This is a genomic window from Candidatus Nitrosotalea sp. TS, from assembly GCF_011319465.1.
Lineage (GTDB): Archaea > Thermoproteota > Nitrososphaeria > Nitrososphaerales > Nitrosopumilaceae > Nitrosotalea.
Genome location: NZ_RCMB01000018.1, coordinates 1 through 17,848, shown reverse-complemented (window position 1 = coordinate 17,848; position 17,848 = coordinate 1). Strand labels below are relative to the sequence as shown.

The 17,848-nt window shown below is 39.4% G+C and carries 17 protein-coding genes and 3 pseudogenes; 15 read left to right on the top strand and 5 right to left on the bottom strand.

Features of this window, described 5'->3' with window-relative positions; translation table 11 throughout:
• Nucleotides 1–18 precede the first annotated feature (18 nt).
• Nucleotides 19–1,062 carry a phosphate uptake regulator PhoU gene (locus DYY67_RS08260; RefSeq protein ID WP_166392395.1) on the bottom strand — a complete coding sequence of 348 codons (1,044 nt, stop codon included), beginning with the start codon at nucleotides 1,060–1,062 and terminating at the stop codon, nucleotides 19–21.
• Between the two features lie 102 nt (nucleotides 1,063–1,164).
• Between DYY67_RS08260 and DYY67_RS08255 the strand changes: the two are divergent.
• From DYY67_RS08255 to DYY67_RS08230, 6 genes and pseudogenes are all read left to right on the top strand, one after another.
• Nucleotides 1,165–1,624 (top strand): annotated as a pseudogene (locus DYY67_RS08255) (PUA domain-containing protein).
• Between the two features lie 16 nt (nucleotides 1,625–1,640).
• On the top strand, nucleotides 1,641–1,982 hold the full coding sequence (locus DYY67_RS08250; RefSeq protein WP_166392391.1) for a nascent polypeptide-associated complex protein: 342 nt from the start codon (nucleotides 1,641–1,643) through the stop codon (nucleotides 1,980–1,982).
• Between the two features lie 89 nt (nucleotides 1,983–2,071).
• A complete protein-coding gene (locus DYY67_RS08245) occupies nucleotides 2,072–2,698 on the top strand; it encodes a pre-16S rRNA-processing nuclease YqgF (RefSeq protein WP_166392389.1) in 627 nt (208 codons plus the stop codon).
• A gap of 198 nt (nucleotides 2,699–2,896) precedes the next feature.
• On the top strand, nucleotides 2,897–3,367 hold the full coding sequence (locus DYY67_RS08240; RefSeq protein ID WP_255493044.1) for a hypothetical protein: 471 nt from the start codon (nucleotides 2,897–2,899) through the stop codon (nucleotides 3,365–3,367).
• A gap of 79 nt (nucleotides 3,368–3,446) precedes the next feature.
• Complete coding sequence (locus tag DYY67_RS08235; RefSeq protein ID WP_166392387.1) at nucleotides 3,447–3,719, top strand: hypothetical protein; 273 nt, start codon at nucleotides 3,447–3,449, stop codon at nucleotides 3,717–3,719.
• Nucleotides 3,716–5,049: pseudogene (locus tag DYY67_RS08230) on the top strand (UbiD family decarboxylase). The gene DYY67_RS08235 and the pseudogene DYY67_RS08230 overlap by 4 nt, the downstream one beginning before the upstream one ends.
• Nucleotide 5,050: 1 nt before the next feature.
• Here the strand turns inward: DYY67_RS08230 and DYY67_RS08225 are convergent.
• The 3 genes from DYY67_RS08225 to asd form a co-directional block, all read right to left on the bottom strand.
• Nucleotides 5,051–5,959, bottom strand: a complete 909-nt coding sequence (locus DYY67_RS08225) for a heme o synthase (RefSeq protein WP_166392385.1) — start codon at nucleotides 5,957–5,959, stop codon at nucleotides 5,051–5,053.
• 55 nt (nucleotides 5,960–6,014) lie between these two features.
• Nucleotides 6,015–6,470 (bottom strand): Lrp/AsnC family transcriptional regulator, encoded by a 456-nt coding sequence (locus DYY67_RS08220; RefSeq protein WP_166392383.1) that lies wholly within the window; start codon nucleotides 6,468–6,470, stop codon nucleotides 6,015–6,017.
• Nucleotides 6,471–6,545: 75 nt separating this feature from the next.
• On the bottom strand, nucleotides 6,546–7,625 hold the full coding sequence (gene asd, locus DYY67_RS08215; protein ID WP_166392381.1) for an aspartate-semialdehyde dehydrogenase: 1,080 nt from the start codon (nucleotides 7,623–7,625) through the stop codon (nucleotides 6,546–6,548).
• A gap of 85 nt (nucleotides 7,626–7,710) precedes the next feature.
• On the opposite strand from asd, the gene cobD reads away from it, so the two are divergent.
• From cobD to DYY67_RS08190, 5 genes are all read left to right on the top strand, one after another.
• Nucleotides 7,711–8,790, top strand: coding sequence for a threonine-phosphate decarboxylase CobD (gene cobD, locus DYY67_RS08210; RefSeq protein WP_166392551.1), 1,080 nt, complete (start codon nucleotides 7,711–7,713; stop codon nucleotides 8,788–8,790).
• On the top strand, nucleotides 8,787–9,470 hold the full coding sequence (locus tag DYY67_RS08205) for a cobyric acid synthase (RefSeq protein WP_255493043.1): 684 nt from the start codon (nucleotides 8,787–8,789) through the stop codon (nucleotides 9,468–9,470). Before cobD ends, DYY67_RS08205 begins: the two co-directional genes overlap by 4 nt.
• 154 nt (nucleotides 9,471–9,624) lie before the next feature.
• On the top strand, nucleotides 9,625–10,617 hold the full coding sequence (locus tag DYY67_RS08200) for a cobalamin biosynthesis protein (RefSeq protein WP_166392379.1): 993 nt from the start codon (nucleotides 9,625–9,627) through the stop codon (nucleotides 10,615–10,617).
• Complete coding sequence (cobS, locus tag DYY67_RS08195; protein ID WP_166392377.1) at nucleotides 10,610–11,335, top strand: adenosylcobinamide-GDP ribazoletransferase; 726 nt, start codon at nucleotides 10,610–10,612, stop codon at nucleotides 11,333–11,335. Before DYY67_RS08200 ends, cobS begins: the two co-directional genes overlap by 8 nt.
• Nucleotides 11,332–11,916, top strand: a complete 585-nt coding sequence (locus DYY67_RS08190) for an NTP transferase domain-containing protein (protein WP_166392375.1) — start codon at nucleotides 11,332–11,334, stop codon at nucleotides 11,914–11,916. The genes cobS and DYY67_RS08190 overlap by 4 nt, the downstream gene beginning before the upstream one ends.
• Here the strand turns inward: DYY67_RS08190 and DYY67_RS11935 are convergent.
• Nucleotides 11,899–12,375, bottom strand: a complete 477-nt coding sequence (locus DYY67_RS11935) for a 30S ribosomal protein S27e (RefSeq protein WP_445082580.1) — start codon at nucleotides 12,373–12,375, stop codon at nucleotides 11,899–11,901. The two genes, DYY67_RS08190 and DYY67_RS11935, sit on opposite strands and share 18 nt — an antisense overlap.
• Before the next feature lie 118 nt (nucleotides 12,376–12,493).
• Between DYY67_RS11935 and DYY67_RS08175 the strand changes: the two genes are divergently transcribed.
• The 4 genes and pseudogenes from DYY67_RS08175 to DYY67_RS08160 all read left to right on the top strand — a co-directional run bounded on the left by DYY67_RS08175 (nucleotide 12,494) and on the right by DYY67_RS08160 (nucleotide 16,907).
• Nucleotides 12,494–14,215, top strand: coding sequence for an adenine deaminase (locus tag DYY67_RS08175; protein ID WP_166392549.1), 1,722 nt, complete (start codon nucleotides 12,494–12,496; stop codon nucleotides 14,213–14,215).
• Between the two features lie 43 nt (nucleotides 14,216–14,258).
• A pseudogene (gene thsB / locus DYY67_RS08170) lies at nucleotides 14,259–15,889 on the top strand (thermosome subunit beta).
• A gap of 9 nt (nucleotides 15,890–15,898) precedes the next feature.
• Entirely contained in the window at nucleotides 15,899–16,591 is a 693-nt protein-coding gene (locus DYY67_RS08165) for a PfkB family carbohydrate kinase (RefSeq protein ID WP_166392373.1), read from the top strand.
• Nucleotides 16,575–16,907, top strand: coding sequence for a PfkB family carbohydrate kinase (locus DYY67_RS08160; RefSeq protein WP_166392371.1), 333 nt, complete (start codon nucleotides 16,575–16,577; stop codon nucleotides 16,905–16,907). The genes DYY67_RS08165 and DYY67_RS08160 overlap by 17 nt, the downstream gene beginning before the upstream one ends.
• The last annotated feature ends 941 nt before the right edge of the window (nucleotides 16,908–17,848 follow it).

Sequence of the window (17,848 nt, the reverse complement as noted above, 5' to 3'; positions counted from 1 at the left end):
AGTCCTTTTTTTCGTGTCTCATTGTCTTCGCAGACTCTTTTCTATGGTCATATTCATTACGATTTCAGCAATATCGCTGGCGTATTCCGCTATCCTACGTATGTTTTCGTTCATTCGTCTAACGCGGTATATCTCTTCATCATCTCTGAGTGACTTGATGCTGTCCAGGATCTTCTTTTCATACTTGGAAATTTCCGCACTCTTTTCCACTGTGCGCTCTGCCTGGTTGAAATCCTTCTTGAAAAGGGATAGACAAGATTCGTCAAGCACTGCTAGTGCAAAGGTATTCAATTCTTGGATTGGCTCAAGAACTGACTTTTTGATAGGTTTTTTAAATTCTAGAAGATCCTTGGCCAACTCTGTGGCATGGTCTCCAACACGTTCTATGTTTTTAACAATTAATCTATAACCAAGACAATGGTGCGGGCTCTCTATTCCCATCTCCTTTAACATGTGTTCATTTTGAATTGCAATCTTTAACTGTCGTATTATGTAGAAACTGAATCTGTCAACTTCATCGTCACTATCGATAACTTCTTCTGACAAGTCATAGTTGGCTTCTCCTAAAGCAAGCAACGCATCATTTTGCATGGATTTTGCAATTATCAGCATTCTCTTTAACGCGCCATCCACTGAAAGCTCAAAGAGATTTATCAGAACCTGGATGGTAAGCCCCTCTGTCGAATCTGCAATGATTTCTGTTCCCATCAAGATTCCCTTTACTGCCTCTTTGACAGCATTTCTTTGGGATGGTTTTAGTCTTCCAAGTTTTGGTTTAACGTTTATGATGTTAAATCCAAGCAAGTATAACGAAATAAGCTTCCTGATAATCACAGCGCCTTCATCCTCTGGTTTTATCTCAATAGTTGCATCTTCTGTAACTACAGGTTTGTTGTGATGTTTTAGTGGAACAATCTGTAACGTGGAAATTCCCTGTCGAACTACGGCCACTTGGTCTCCCTGTCTTAATCCCATGTCAGCAACCCATTGTTTTGGAAGTGAAACGATATAGGAAGACTTGCCGGTGAACTGTATTTTTCTCATCTCTTCGGTATTTCCCATATAATATTGCATTATGGTTTATTCTATATAGTTCTTCGGTTCTACTATATAGTATGGCATTCATTATAAAATAATTAGGGGCATTACAAATGAAAGTCAGTAATGGATTCCGTCTTGAAGATCAAGCATACTCTTGATGCCCTTTTTGGTATTGGCGTATCAAAATACCTGCCAAAAGATGTCAGATTCACCTATTCAAAAAAAACTGGAAGAATCCAGCACGTATATCAAAATGATATGTTGCTGTGTACATTACGAATAGATGGCGGGCTTGCAATCACTCCGAATTTTGCACAAATTCTAATGAAAAGCAAGAAATTTCGAGAAAACTGTGTAGAAGTAGACGATGACTCAAAACCATTTATTGAAAATGGCAACTCTGTCTTTTGCAGTCATATTACATGGTGTGGCAAGAACATCCTGATCGGCTCCGATGTTCCGGTTTTGCATGAGAACAAAGTCATTGCTGTAGGCAGGGCCATCCTTTCATCTCAAATGATGAGTTCTTTGAAGAGGGGGGTTGCCAGTGAAGATCAGAGATAGTTTAAAAAGTCTAGATTGAGGAATATGAGTAGAAAATGATGCGTGGCGGAAACCGGGAAATGCGTAGGATGTTGGACAGGATGGGCCTAGAAATGAAGGAGCTCAGTAATGTTCAAGAAGTCATAATCAAGACTGATACAAAGGAGATTATAATCGCAAAGCCGGCAGTCACCGAAATGAAGGCAAAAGACAACTCTATCTTTCAAGTAATTGCAGAAAGTTATGAGGAAAGGGAACTTGAAGTGCCGGTCTTTAGCCAAGATGATATAATGCTTGTAGCACAACAGGCAAATGTTTCGCCAGAAGAAGCAACCAAAGCATTAACTGAAGCCAAGGGTGATCTGGCAAGAGCAATACTTTTGTTGACAACTAAATGATCTCCATTGATCAACAATAGAATACAAAAAAACTTTAAATTTTCAAAGAAGCCAGATTAGTCATAGCGTATCAAACCCAAAGTAACATTGTGGTTGCAACTGCATACGGTAGATCTTATTTTAAATTCGTAAATACGTTAAAGAACCTGAAATTAGATTACGACTCTGTTCTGCCAGAAGAAATTACAAATTCAGATAGGAGGCTAGTCCTTACAACAGTTAGGGAATCGTCTAAAATACCAAGCAACTTTGTTCTATTTGATGATGAATTCGACTATGATCCTACAATAGTGCGGGGTAGGATAGAACAAAAACTAGAATCAGGAATTCATCATAGCTCATTAATCATAGGAATTGATCCTGGTAACAGAATAGGCCTTTCTGTGTTTTATTACGAAAAGGAGATAGAGAGCTCTATTTACACATCAGTCGACGACCTAATTTCCCATATTGTAAAAGTTCTTGTCGGACTGAATGCAGAACGTAAAGTAGTCAAGGTAGGAAACGGAAATATGCAAATTGCAAAACAGATAGCCAATTTGCTAAATCTTCGCTTTTGTTCCCATTTTGAATTAGAGTTTGTTGATGAGCGCAGAACATCACTTAGAGTTAAGAACTACAACAAGCGGGGAACACGTGACAAGTTATCTGCAAGATACATTACTCAAAGAGAAGGATATCGTCATCTTGTACTGCCACTTTCAAGAATAGGATAAAAAATCAAAAAGCGATCAACAACCTTTAAATATCTACTTTTGAAAATTGTTGAAAATTCGCAAAATTCTTATCTTTAAAATAACATACATATTTATAGAACATTTCTTCGTTTTTTCTGAAAACTGTTGCCCTGATCCCAGAAGATACATGTAATTTTTCTAAAAAAAAATGCTATAAATTATAAAAATTTCTGATCCATGCTTAAATTATACTATTACTATATGAAATTACACAAGGTAAAAAGTGACTATAGAATGACATGTAAAGGAATATGCACAAGATACAAGGCACAGAAGCCAGTAGGTACGGGCCGTTACGCATCAGGACAAAAAAGATGTCAAATCTGTGAGATCTTCATAAAATGGGAAGGTCTCTGGTGTCCTTGCTGCGGATACAGACTCAGAACCAAACCACGAAACCTCAAGTATAAAGCAAAACTACGAGCAAGAGTCGAGGCTGATCAATTAGAAGCTGTTGCTGGAAGGGCTATGGAAGTAGAAGAGATAGCACCAGTTGTGGCCAAGTCTACAAGAAAGGCAAAGACGACTAAGGCTAATGCTACTGTGGAAACAGAAGAGATAGCACCAGTTGTAAAGTCTACAAGAAAGACAAAGACAACTAAGACCAGTGCTATAAAGAAAGTAGCAATAGAACCTGTAGCAATATAGGCGCAGTTAGCTGATGATATCACAGGTCGGTTATAGAAAAAAAACCGCAAAAGTGAATCAACGAGATTTCTTAGTACAAATGGTTCCCTTCGATAATGGAAATTTTATTTCTATAACGGAGGGAAAAGAAAAGATTGGAACACTGGTTGTTTCAATTGGTTCGGTTGGACGTACAAGCACTGCTACAGTAATACCATCAAAATCCGATACAATTTTTCTAAAGATGGTCTCTGAGCGAGTTGCACTAACTATAAACGGAATCTGTATTTTTTCATTAAACATACAAAAAGAGCTAGAACTTGAAAGTATGAAGGTTCTAATGGATGAAGTAATGGAGATTATAAAACAATGACTGCGGACTTGCGAGGATATCTAAGCCAGGTTTCAAAGGCAAAAGAGCTGGCAATTGTAAAAAAGAGGTCTCTACAAAATATGAGATTGCAGCTGTTACTGCAAAACTTGATGGCTCAAAAGCAGTCTTGTTTGAAAACATCAAAGAAAGCAAATTTCGTGTTGTATCAAATCTTGTTGGCACAAAGAAACGATTTGCGCTTGCAGTAGGATCTACAGAGGACAAGATTCACGAAAAAGTAATCCATGCGATAAATCATGCATCAAAGCCCAAGATGATAAAAAAAGGCAGATTCATGGAAAATCATTCCCAAGACCTCTACGATCTGCCAATAATAACGCACTTTGAAAAAGAGCCAGGTGCTTTTATCACATCATCCATAATTTATACAAAAAATCAGGAGACTAGAACCCAAAACTCGTCTTTTCATAGGCTTCTCAGGCTTGACAAGCGCCACTTTTCAGTAAGAATGGTTGAAGGAAGACATCTGCACCGATCCTATATGTATGCCAAGGAGCATGGAGAAGACCTGCGTGTAGCCATCACTGTTGGAGTACATCCCGCAGTATCAATAGCAGGTGCCTATCAGGCAGAATGGGGCAAGGATGAACTTGAGATAGCAAACGAACTGTTATCCAAAAAACTGACACTTGCGGCATGTCCTTACTCTGGAATGCTGGTACCATCAGAATCTGAGATAGTCTTGGAAGGACGCATACTCAAGGACAAGACCCACAAGGAATGGATGGTGGAAATGCTCCGTACGTATGACTTTAAGAGAGAACAGCCAGTCTTTGAGCTTGACCGGTTGTATTTTAGAAACAATCCAATATTTCATGATATTTTGTCAGGGTACGCAGAACACAGATTACTCATGGGAATGCCAATTGAAGCAAAGTTAAACAAAAATCTCAAACAGGAGATGCCGCAGATAAAAAATGTAGTACTAAGTGACGGGGGATGCAACTGGCTTCATGCCATCGTGCAAATTTCAAAGAAGAAAGAATCTGATCCAAAGAAGGCAATCCATGCAACCTTTGGTGCGCACAGGTCTCTCAAACATGTAACTGTAGTGGATGATGATATTGATCCGTCAAATCCCGTGGAGGTTGAATATGCCATAGCAACAAGATTCCAGGCAGACAAGAATCTTGTGATAATACCAAAGGTGCGCGGCTCAAGCCTTGACCCATCAAGTGATCAAAAAAACTTACTTACAACAAAGATGGGAATTGATGCAACCAAACCTTTCTCAAAACGTCCAGAAGGATTCGAGATTGCAAAGATTCCAAAATCCGAAAAAGTTTCTCTAAAAAATTATCTCAAGTAAACTATCTTAGGACCGAATCTACCATAAGTGCAATAAACAAGATTGCAAGATATGGGCTGGAGAACTTGAATAGTGTCCAAGATGCCCTCTCTGAAGGTTTAACAAGAAGCCATATGCTCAATGCTATCATTATTGCGCCTGATGCTATTGCACTGTAAAGATATGTTGCATGGAACAAATGTTTTCCAGACGCATCTGTCATGAAAAATGGCAACACGCTGAACACGACCATCATCAAGGTAGTGCCAGCTATAACTCGAACCGATGTCTTTTCAGATTCTACTGCAGTAAGCATTGGAACTTTTACTTTGTTGTAATCGTCCTTGACATGCAGTGTAAGACTCCAGATGTGCATTGGGATCCAGACAAAGACCAGTCCTGCCATGACCAATCCAAGATCCCACATGCCAGTTGTTGTCACTGCCACATAGCCAATCATTGCGGGTGCTCCTCCTGAGAATCCGCCCAAGACAATATTTGTTCTACTTCTTCGTTTTAGAAATTTACTATAAACTAGAATGTTGTCTGCAAGGCCAAATGCCATGAAGACACCAGCCCATATGTTAATTGCAAATGCACAGACTAGTGATATGCCTGCAAGAATTAGCCCAAAGTAAAATGCCTTCTTTGCTGGATAGATCCTTCTGCTTGGGATTGGTCTCTCCTTTGTCCTTTCCATGATGGCATCAATGTCCCTGTCATTGTAGTTTGTCAGTGTATTGGCTGCGGCAGAGCCTGCTATGACACCAAAGGTTACAAGTGCCCAAGTCAGGGCAGACACTGGAATATGATATAGATTAGAAGCAGTATATGTTGCACCCATTGCGGTAAAGACCAAAAGGTACCATATCTTAGGCTTGGTTACTTCATAGTACGTCTTAATTCTGGAACTGGCTTTTGTTGTTAGCACACTCTGTCCTTTTTGGAGACTTTTTGTTATTTATAGGTTGAAAATATTGGATTATTTAGGCAGCCTTGTAGGGCATTGGCTTTGTAGTCCTTTTCATCTCAATGAAGCTCTCAGAACGCTGAACTCCTTGTATTCGCCCAACTCTCTCTGATATGAGCCTGTGCATCTCATCGAGATTCTTGGCATACATTGTAACGATGATATCAAATCTGCCTGTTACTTCTGAAATCTCCCTTACCTCAGCTATCTTTAGCAGCTCCTCAATCACATGGTCTCTCATCTTAGAGTCCATGTTTATTCCTGTTAGGGCTTTAACGGTATATCCCAGTTCCCTGTCATTTACCACAATGGTAAAACGCTCAATCAGCTTTCTTTTGATAAGCCTCTTGATTCTGCTGTAAACAACAGAAGAGTTTACGTTTATCTTCTTTGATATTCGAGGAACTGAAATGTTTGCGTCCTGTGATAGCTCCGATAAAATTATCATATCTAAATCATCAACTTTTGCCATTCAAAACACCATTTATTGTGAATAAATGGATCTTAATAAACTTGTTATTATAATTTTTCTATAATTTGCAGTAGACTAGATGTAGCCTTTCTTGTATAGCATTTCAGCTAGCAAGACAGCTCCCTTGGCAGAGCCCATCTTCTCGTTATGTGAGAATAAGACGTACTTTATACCGTTATCAAAAACAGTGTCCTCTCTGATTCTGCCAACCACCGTTGTCATGCCGTCATTAATCTCACGATCTAATCTTGGTTGCGGCCTTGTTGGATCTTCGTGAACCAAGAGGTAGTCTTTTGGAGCAGATGGAAGGCCTGTGACACTTATCTTACTTGAAAACTCTTGCATGGCCTTCTTTACGTTCTCTGGATCAGTGTGAGACGCCATTTCGACGAAAACAGTTTCTGTATGTCCATCAATTACAGGAACTCTTGTACATGTACAGCTAACTTTCATTTTGGCAGGATCTATCTTACCGTCTATTAGTTTGCCAAGAATTTTTCCTGTTTCAAGTCTAACCTTGTCCTCTTCTTTTGGAATGTATGGAATTATGTTATCTGTGATATCTAACGCAGAAACTCCGGGAGACCTTCCGGCTCCAGACATTGCCTGCATTGAGGTCATGATTATCTTTTGTGCACCAAACTTGTCCAAGAGCGGCTTCATTGTAATTGCAAGACCAGTAGTGGTACAATTTGGCAGAGGTGCTACAAATCCCTTCCATCCTCTGTTTTTCTTCTGCTGATCTAAGAGTGCAACATGATCGTCATTTATTCCTGGAATCAAAATTGGTACATCTGCTTCATATCTATACGCTGCAGAGGTGCTAATGACAGGTATGTCTTGTGCAAATTTTGACTCGATATCTCTTGCAGCCTCGCTTTCAACGGAACTGAAAACTAGATCTAGGTTTTCTGATTTAATATCATCAACTGATTCAATTATCATATCCTTGACATATTCGGGAATGGGCTCCCTGAGATGCCATTTGAGTATGCCACTGTTTGGGTCTCTTATGGCCTCGACAAACTTTTTCTTTGCAGATCTTTCCGATGCAGCTATTTGCTTTACCTCAAACCATGGATGGTTATTTAGGGCCAACACAAATTCTTGCCCCACTGCTCCGGTAACGCCTATGACAGCTACTCGTTTCTTCATATGAAAAAATTCTGCTCATACAATTAATATTCCTTTAGCAGGGGATCCAAAACACAACTAAATACCCATGAGATATCATGAGGGTGTGAGACTCAGAGTAGAACCTCATGTTGCCAATCACAAAACAGTAGCCCATGGAGGAGTATATTCTGCAGGACTTGAATTTGATCCAAAAATATTGGATTTTAGCTCAAATGTCAATCCGTTGGGGTTCCCATCTACAATCAAAAATGACCTGAAAAAAAATTCTAACTTGTTTTCTGTATATCCTGATTCAGATTCAACTAGGCTAAGGACTCATCTGGAAAACTATACTGGAATTCCAAAAAATCAGATAATAATAGGCAATGGGGCAACTGAAATAATTTACAATTTTAGCAAGGCATTTTTGAACAAGCGTAATGTCTCAATTCCAATACCAACATTTGGAGAATACGAATCTGCGGCAAGACTGAATGGCGCCAGAGTTTCCTATTTTAAGACCATGAACCTAAATCAAGACATTGACAATTTTCTAAAAATAATTCCAAAAAATCACTGCATATTTGTTTGCAATCCAAACAATCCAACCGGAATTCTCACCAGCCAAAAAAACATGCTCAAGATCTTGGATCTCTCACATGACAAGTCTGTTCTGGTCTTTGTAGATGAGTGTTTCATAGAACTTGCTTCAAATCCAAAAGAGAGCATAGCGTCCAAGCTGCATGAGTTTGATAACCTCTTCATCTTGAGGTCCATGACAAAATCCTTTGGGCTTGCAGGCCTACGAGTAGGATATGGACTTGGAAGCAAGAAGATGATTGAAATTCTAAACAAGATCAAGATTCCGTGGAATGTCAGTGGCATTGCCCAAAATATTGCAATAAGGGCACTATCTGACAGATCACATCTAAAAAAGACAAGAAAATTAATTGAAAAAGAACGCAATTTTTTGGATAGTTCAATATCAAAGATTGATGGATTTTCATGCTATGGCTCTGACGCAAATTTTATTTTGATAAAGTCAAAAATAAGCTCAAAGCAACTGCAGAAAAAACTGCTGAAAAAAAATATCTTGATAAGGGATTGTAGCTCGTTTAGAGGACTGGACAGCAAATTCATCAGGGTTGCTGTACGAACCCATGATGAAAATCAAAGACTAGTCAAAGAGTTTGGAAAGCCATGACAAAAACATTAATGATTCAAGGAACGTCTTCTGGTGCAGGCAAGACAACTCTTGTCACTGCACTGTGCAGAATTTTTGCAGATGAAGGTTATAGGGTAGCCCCTTTCAAATCACAAAACATGTCATCATATTCTTATCGAAGTGATGATTTTGAGATCTCACGGGCCCAGGCAATTCAGGCCATTGCAGCCAGGACAGATATATCTCCACACATGAATCCAATTCTACTAAAACCCCTTGGAGATTACAAAAGTGAAGTCTTTGTCAAGGGAAAGTTCTATAAAAAAATGCGCGCCGATGAATATTACAAAAAGTTCTCTCTTACAAGAGGGCTTGACGTGGCAAAGAAATCGCTTGATAATCTAAGGGAACAATATGATCTTGTCATTCTGGAAGGAGCAGGTTCTCCTGCAGAGATAAACATGCAAAAATATGATATAGCTAACATGAAAATGGCCAAGCATTGTTCATCGCCAGTAATTCTGATATCTGATATAGACAAGGGAGGAACCTTTGCTAGTATAGTGGGAACACTAGATCTGCTTGAGGGAGAATACAAGAGATTTGTCAAGGGATATGTAATAAACAAGTTTCGAGGAGATATTGATATTTTACGTCCGGGCTTTGTGATGTTAAAGAAGAAGACGGCAGGCCAGTATTTGGGACAATCCCGCTCTTAAAATTTAATATCCCAGATGAGGATTCATTGCATGCAAATCCCAAACAAGTATCGTTTACCACGCGATACATACGATCCCTTGACAAAGAGATAGAGAATTTAAGTCGCGTCGTGAGATCAAGTCTAAATATGAAAGCGATACGTGGTCTTTTGAAATGATGCTAGTACTTGTTCTATCAGTTATACTTGCTATTTCACTTGATCTTGTACTTGGAGATCCAAAAAACAGATATCATCCAACAGTTTGGATTGGAACACTGATTGGCAAGTTTGCGCCATTGGTAAGATCAAATAATTCTGCATCGGAAAAATTAGGGGGACTGGTTCTCGTTGTTTCTATAGTGACACTTGTTGCTGTTTTGACATTTTACATTGGTCAAGTCTTTGCATATCTTGCCAGTCTTGATTTGAATGAATTGCCAAAGATTCTAGTCCTGGCAGGTTCTGTGTTTGCAATTGGATTGCTGCTAAAGACTACAATTGCAGTCAAGGGAATGCAAAGGCACGCATCACAAATCATGGACTCTCTGTCAAGAAATGATCTAGATCAAGCAAGGGCAAAACTATCCATGATAGTGAAGCGAAACACAAAAAATCTAGACAAGCAACACATCATCTCTGCTACACTTGAGAGCATAAGTGAGAATACAGTGGATGGAATCACAGGTCCTTTGTTTTACTTTGCATTTTTTGGACTTGTGGGGGCTTTTGTTTATCGAACAGTAAACACTGTAGATTCAATGATTGGGTACAAGACTGATCTTTTTAGAAACTTGGGATGGTTTGGGGCAAATTGTGATAAGGTGCTAAACTTTGTACCTTCAAGGCTGACAAGTTTGATCATGATACTTGCAAGCATAATTGTAGGCAGCAACTGGAAACACTCACTTGAAGTCATGAAGCGAGACGGTCCAAAGACTGAGAGCCCAAATGCTGGATATCCAATGGCAACAATGGCAGGAGCTCTGGGAGTAAAATTTGAAAAACTAGATCACTATGTCTTGGGTGACGGCAGCACAGAGTTTACAGAGAAACATTTCAAGACTGCTATATCTATAATGAAAGTTACAACTATTTTGTTTGCCCTGTTGTTTACAATTCCAATGGCTGTAATTTTGTCTTACTTGGGATGGTGGAGTCTTGTTTAAAGGAATAGCCTCGGTAATTTCATTTCTAACAATTATTCCGTCAAAAGGTGCAGAGCTTGATATTGTTGCAAAAAACATGTATCTTTTCCCAATCGCTGGTGCATTAATTGGACTGATGATTGGTGGTGCAGGCTATGGGCTCTCTTTGTATGTTCAGCCGTTAATTGTCGGCCTTGTTCTAACAGGAGCGCTTGTGATCATTACGGGAATACATCATACCGATGCTCTTTGTGATTTTGCTGATGGTATGATGGCAAAGGGAACAAAGGAAAAGAAACTCAAGGCAATGCGGGACCCCGCAGTAGGCTCGGCAGGTGTGGTTACTGTAGTTCTTTATGCTGCTGGAATGATAATGTCAATTTCAATGATGAAGGGTTTTGTTCTATTTGAGGCAATATTGGTTAGCGAGCTTATGGCAAAGTTTGCCATGGTTTTACAAGCAAACCGAGGATCTTCTGCATGGCAAGGGCTTAGCTCTCCATTTACACAATTTATGAAAAGTCCCGCCAAATTAGCCGTGGCATCTATACTGGCAATAGCACCTGCCATCATTCTAGGTGGCATTACTGGAATAATAGTAACAGGTGTTACTATTGGGATGTCATTTTTGCTTCTTGCTGTGGCAAACAGGAGCTTTGGGGGAATTTCAGGCGACGTATTTGGGGCAAGCAATGAACTTGTAAGACTTGCATCGCTGATAATTTTTGCATCAAGATGATCGGCCTTGTAATGTGCGGAGGCAAGGGTACAAGGATGGAGTCAGTCCAAGAAAAACTTCTTCTCAAATACAAAAAACCAATTATCCAACATGTTATTTCCGCATTAGACGAGTCTGGATGTTTTTCCAAAATAGTGTGTGCTACGAGTTGTAATGCTCCAAAAACATCCCAGTTTGTAAAGGATCTTGGCATGTCCACAGTTGAAACCAAGGGAGAAGGATATGTGGAAGATCTAAATCATATACTAGAAAGTTTTGATGATGATGTCTTTGTAGTGTCAGGCGACCTTGCATTATTAGATTCTGAAATCGTACAAAAAATTGTAAGTGATTTTGAAAACAGGAAATCATGGACAAGTGTCCTTGTAAGCAAAAAGTTCTTGGACCTGATTGGAGTAAAACCAGAATATCTAGTAAATTACAACGGGGAGGAATGTGCATTTACAGGCATATCGATTGTAAATCCAAAAATAATTGTGGGCATGGAACCTGTACAAGAATCATATGTTGTAATTGATGACAAGCGTGTTGCGATAAACCTTAACACAAAAAGCGACTGCGATCTACTCGGCGCTGCCTAGCACTTTACCGTTAATGTCTGCAATGGAACCTGTTGGTTCAGCCAATGTATTGCCACAGGCCTTGCATGCAACTGTGGTAGAAACATGAGAGTAAACAACACTTTCCTCTCCGCATTCTTTGCACTGAACTCGCTGGAATTTACTTCCTGGTTTTGGGATGAGGATTTGAGCCTTTTTCATTATGCAACCAAGCTCCAACTTTCTTAGTCTTATTCCTGGCACGTTCCATTTCTTTTTACATTCAGGACACGTGAAAATGGGTGTCATCTTCTTTGTAGTCTTTGCAGGCTTGGCTAACTTGGGGAATTTCTGACCACCGTATCCTTTCTTGTCTTCGGCGTGTCTTCTTTCACCTATTGCAGAGCCTCTTCTTTTTCCTGCCTTGTACAAGGAGACCTTCTGTAGCGTATGCTTCTTACACTTGCGACAGTATCGTCTGATCTCCTTGGGCATGTTCATAAAAGAAGACGATGGCTGACCGTAATTTAAACATCGCTTTAATAATGTATTTGTCCAAAGTCATTTTGTGAAGGCCAGCTCCCTTGCATCAATGATTGGTCCACTAAACAAAGTTGCAATGGGTGAAAAAAAAGCAGACATTGTATTGAAAAACTGCAAACTTGTTAATGTCTATTCGAGAGAAACAACGCCGCAAACACAGATTGCCGTTTTACAAGATAGAATTGCATATGTTGGAAAGGACGCATCGCACACTATCGGTGAAAAAACTGTAACCATTGATTTGGAAGAAAAATTTGTCACACCTGGATTTGCAGATTCCCATATACACATGGATCAGTATATCTTGCCTTCTGAGCTTGCAAAGCATTCTCTTCTATGTGGTACTACAACATTATTTTCAGATCCAATTGATATCGTAAGTGTTTGCGGATACAGGGGCTTTAGGGAATTCGTCAGGATGACAGAGAATTTACCAATAAGGGTATTTCATATGATACCGGGTGGTCTTCCAGTTGACAGAAAGTTTAGCCATGCAAGAACAATGTCACTGACAGAACAGAAGAGGGCCTTTGAGCTAGAAAATGTTCTTGGCATGGGAGAAGTATTTTCCTGGACCAAGGTCACAACGCAGGATCCAAAAACAATTCAAAGTATGAATTACATTCTTGAAAATGATGGAATCATAAACGGTCACACTGCAGGTGCTAGCGACAAGAAGCTAAATGCCTACATTGCATCTGGAATATTTTCATGTCATGAGCCAATAGACTATGATCAAGTGATGGAAAGACTACGACTTGGAATGTGGGTTATGATGAGGGAAGGATCGATACGAAGAGATCTTGATAAGATAATACCAAACGTACTATTGCAAAAAACCTATCTTGATAGGCTGATGTTTTGCACTGATGGAGTAACCCCAAAGGATCTCTTAGATTTTGGCATGATTGATCATTGTATCAGAAAATCAATATCTATGGGAATGGAATTGATAGATGCAATAACAATTGCATCCAGAAACTGTTTTGAATATTATAAGATGGGCAAAGACTTGGGAGGAATTGCTCCAGGCAAACTTGCCGACATTCTAGTTTTCGATGATCTAAACAAGTTAAAACCAGACAAGGTCTTCGTAGGAGGAAAATTAATGGTGGCCCACGGCAGACCTGTATTCAAAAATGCAAAACTAGCAATCTCAAAATGGATAACAGAAACGGTAAAGGTGAGGCGTAAATTTACAGAGAATGATTTTGTGGTCAAAAGCAAAGGGGACTCGGCACAAGCCCTTGTAATCCGGCTAGATACTGAAATTATAACAAGAAAGGATCATGAGGAGCTTTGCGTAAAGGACGGAAATGTGGTTGCTTCTCAAGAGAAAGATGTCTGGAAGGTAGCAGCAATAGATAGAACATATGGTACTGGACGGAAATGTGTTGGATTCCTGAAGAATTTTGGAGGAAAAACTGGGGCCTTTGGATGTACACAGAGTTTTCATGAAAATGACTTGATCGTAATTGGTTCAAATGAAAAGGACATGGCTTTTGTGGCAAACGAGCTAGTAAAAACACAAGGCGGGATGGTTGCTGCAAAAGATGGAAAAATAATATGTAAATTTGAAATGCCGGTTGCAGGGCTAGTCTCCAAATTGCCACTTGAGGAAGCAGTAGCCAAGTACAATGAGGTTGATGAAAAGCTAGTTGAGACAGGATGTCGATTTAAACAACCTCACCTGATCCCGCTCTTTTTACCGTTTCTTGCATTGCCAGAGATCAGAATTTTGTATAATGGCGTAATAGATGTAAAAAACAGAACCTATCTCAAAATTTTGGATGGATAAGGTATTAAAAGGGGAAACTAAATCACGAAAGAGAGAGATAATTTTGGCTTCAATTCAACAAACACCACAAGGTCCTGTTCTTGTGCTAAAGGAGAGCGCCTTGCAGCAAAAGGGACGAGATGCTCAGAAAAATAACATTTCAGCGGCAAAACTTGTTGCTGAACTAGTACGAACAAGCCTTGGCCCACGAGGAATGGACAAGATGTTAGTAGATGGATTGGGCGATGTTACAATTACAAACGACGGTGCTACTATTCTAAAGGAAATCGATGTTCAGCATCCGGCAGCAAAGATGATGGTAGAGATCTCAAAGACAGTAGATACTGAAGTGGGAGATGGAACTACATCCTCTGTTGTCTTTGGAGGAGCTCTTTTGGCAAAGGCTGAAGAACTCTTAGAAAAAGATGTTCACGCTACTGTAATCATTGAAGGGTTCCAGGCTGCTTCAGAGAAGGCACTTTCTCTTCTTCCAAGAGCTTGCCAAGCCTGTTAGCACAAATGAAAAGGAAATTCTTTTGAAGGTTGCAAAAACAAGCATGGAATCAAAACTAATCTCAGAGGACAGTGGCATGCTTTCAAAACTTGTGGTTGATGCAATCCTGCAAATAGCTGAAAAAGAGGAAGGAGGCAATAAAGTTGATCTAGATAATATCAAAGTAGAAAAGAAAGCAGGTGGCTCGATTAGAAATACACAACTCATCAAAGGCATTGTACTTGATAAAGAAATAGTTCATAGCGGCATGCCAACAAAAATAGAAAAGGCAAAAATTGCTCTGCTAAATTCCGCTCTTGAAATTGAAAAGACAGAGATGAGTGCAGAGATTAGAATTACCGATCCTACTCAGATGCAGATGTTCCTTGAGGAAGAAAATAGAATGCTAAAGTCAATGGTAGACAAGATTCATGAAGTTGGCGCTAATGTCCTAATATGCCAAAAGGGAATAGATGACATTGCACAACATTATCTTGCAAAACAAGGAATTCTTTCAGTAAGAAGAGTAAAGGAAAGCGATATGACAAAGCTTGCAAAAGCTACTGGTGGAAGAATTAGCAGCAATATTGACGATATGACTTCAAAGGATCTAGGTTCTGCTGAACTAGTAGAACAAAGAAAGGTAGGAGACAGAAAAGTGGACATTTGTTGAAGGATGTAAGAATCCAAAAGCAATTACCGTGCTAATTAGAGGTGGCTCACAAAGAGTCGTAGATGAAGTAGACAGATCACTTCATGATTCATTGATGGTAGTAAAAGATGTAATTGAAAAACCAGCAGTTGTAGCTGGTGGTGGTGCCCCAGAAGAATTTCTCGCATCAAGTCTAAAAGACTGGGCAGACAGATTTGAGGGAAGAGAACAACTTGCAATCAAAAAATATGCAGAAGCTCTTGAAATAATTCCGTTGACAATAGCCGAGAATGCTGGCATGGATCCAATCAATACCATGGTTACTCTGCGTGCAAAGCACAGTCAGGGTAAGAAATGGACTGGAATTGATGCACGAAACACAAGGGTAGCTGATATGTACACTCTTGATATCATAGAGCCAGTGGCAGTAAAGGAGCAGATAATAAAATCTGCAACAGAAGCCGCGTGCATGATTCTAAGAATAGATGATGTAATTGCGTCATCTGGTAAAGGAGGACGAGGTGGACCTCCAATGCCGCCAATGGGCTAGAACCATTTCATGCTAGAAAAACTAGACACCATTAACCTAGTAGATCCAGTTGTTGTTCTAAATGATTTTTTTCTTGATAGGATAATCTCAATATCTGATCTTGACAAGGTCTACAGCCAGATTATTGAGAAAAGTAAGCTTGGTGGAAGTATTCGTGGCATTCCGCAAAAGGATCTCAAAGGCGGTAATGCCACAAATGTCGCATATGCTCTTGCAAGGCTTGGTTGCCCAGTCTCTCTAATTACGGTTGCAGACAAGGCAGGATCTGCTCTTCTCACTGAAGTATTTTCAGAGTTTGAACACGCATCACTTTTTGTAATTGATGGAAAACCAGGCAGAACTACTGCTCTTGAATTTCAAGATGGCAAAAACATTGTAAATATAATGCTCTCTGATCTTGGCGACAATGAAAATTTTGGTCCTGAAAAGCTTGGAGCAAGGGAACAACAAGCACTGAAAAACTCCAAAGCTGTCATTGTGGCAAATTGGGCAAGCAACAAGAAAGGAACGGAACTATCAAAGTTTGCGTTTGAAAAATCTAGTGCTGCGCTTCATTTTCTAGATCCTGCTGATATACAAACAAGGCCCAAAGAATTCAAGGAAGCCCTAGAAGAACTTCATTTTGGTCTGAATTCTTTATGCATTAATGAGAATGAATGTAACATATTGCTCAAACAGTATGGCCTTGGCAGCCATCTCTGATGCTGAGCACACAAAAAAACTAGTTCTAGAACTGGCAAAGAAGATACCAGTAACAATAGATCTTCATACCGCATCTGGATCCTACTGGTCAAATGGAAGCGAGGTTGAATTTGCCAAGTCCTTTCAAGTCGAACCTGTTATTGCTACTGGTGCAGGAGATGTATGGGATGCAGCAAACATAATGGGGTATCTTGCAAACCTGAGTACGCAGGAACGACTCATCTTTGCAAATGGTGCATCTGCACTTTACATAAAAAATACACAAGGAAGTCCACCAACATTGCGTCAAGTATTGTCTTTTGTAGCAAAAAATTAGATCTAGTTCTAAAATGAACTAGAATTATTTTACATCAGTTTACTGTACTTTTTATAAGACAATTCCATTTTTTTGTCACAATGTGTTTTATGCTTTGGAAGCTTTTCAAGACATATCTCACAATAAACCTGGGTGGTTGGCTTGTGGCAATGTCTGCAAACAAGAGTTTTACATTTAGTACAATGAACGGTATCGTTACGCCCACAGACTATACACTTGATTGCCGGTCCTGCCTTGGCGTTACTATGTATTTTATGCATGTGACTTGATTTGAATTGATACTAATTTTAAATTTGGCATGATTATTGGACACTACTAGGCACATATTGACGACTGTCTCATTTTGTTGCTGATTCAATAGATGGAACTTACGCCTTTTTACAAAGAAAATACACATCAGCATTTCATAACGTTGTAAGGTGGTCTGTTTGGAGTTTATACTGTATTGAAAAACAAAAAGGGTTTAGAATCTATTTTTTACTTTTTTGATTCTTCGGATTTTTTTGCGGTATTCATGTCATCAGATGATTTCTTGTTACAAGAGCAAGATTTCAATTTTGCAATTATTTCTTTTAACATGTCTAGTACGACTTTCGCGGTTATATAAAGGCAGAAACCTCGAGGTAAGGACCTGATGGATTGACTATGTCAAGAGATTTGATGTCTAGATTATGACTTGATGGAGATAACCTTGCTGCAATCTGTGCACTTGATGATATTCTGTCCCCGCTGAATATTGTCAGAACCGCATCTTATACAAATGAGTATGTGTTTTCTTAAGCTTTTTACTCCAAAGAAATTCAAAAGTTCGAGCTTTATTACTTGATGCCATGATCCAACCGTAGTTAACTTGATTCTGTGGAATTTAATCAGTAGGTATGCACTAGAGTGCATTGCAAACATCAGTCATCCATTCTAGTGGAAATCAGGATACTATTTTT

Bases quoted from the DNA above. Each gene is read 5' to 3' on its own strand.
- DYY67_RS08260 (WP_166392395.1), bottom strand. From the start codon at position 1,062: ATGGGAAATACCGAAGAGATGAGAAAAATACAGTTCACCGGCAAGTCT.
- DYY67_RS08250 (WP_166392391.1), top strand. From the start codon at position 1,641: ATGATGCGTGGCGGAAACCGGGAAATGCGTAGGATGTTGGACAGGATG.
- DYY67_RS08240 (WP_255493044.1), top strand. From the start codon at position 2,897: ATGCTTAAATTATACTATTACTATATGAAATTACACAAGGTAAAAAGT.
- DYY67_RS08235 (WP_166392387.1), top strand. From the start codon at position 3,447: ATGGTTCCCTTCGATAATGGAAATTTTATTTCTATAACGGAGGGAAAA.
- DYY67_RS08220 (WP_166392383.1), bottom strand. From the start codon at position 6,470: ATGGCAAAAGTTGATGATTTAGATATGATAATTTTATCGGAGCTATCA.
- asd (WP_166392381.1), bottom strand. From the start codon at position 7,625: ATGAAGAAACGAGTAGCTGTCATAGGCGTTACCGGAGCAGTGGGGCAA.
- DYY67_RS08205 (WP_255493043.1), top strand. From the start codon at position 8,787: ATGACAAAAACATTAATGATTCAAGGAACGTCTTCTGGTGCAGGCAAG.
- DYY67_RS08200 (WP_166392379.1), top strand. From the start codon at position 9,625: ATGATGCTAGTACTTGTTCTATCAGTTATACTTGCTATTTCACTTGAT.
- DYY67_RS08190 (WP_166392375.1), top strand. From the start codon at position 11,332: ATGATCGGCCTTGTAATGTGCGGAGGCAAGGGTACAAGGATGGAGTCA.
- DYY67_RS11935 (WP_445082580.1), bottom strand. From the start codon at position 12,375: ATGAACATGCCCAAGGAGATCAGACGATACTGTCGCAAGTGTAAGAAG.
- DYY67_RS08175 (WP_166392549.1), top strand. From the start codon at position 12,494: ATGGGTGAAAAAAAAGCAGACATTGTATTGAAAAACTGCAAACTTGTT.
- DYY67_RS08165 (WP_166392373.1), top strand. From the start codon at position 15,899: ATGCTAGAAAAACTAGACACCATTAACCTAGTAGATCCAGTTGTTGTT.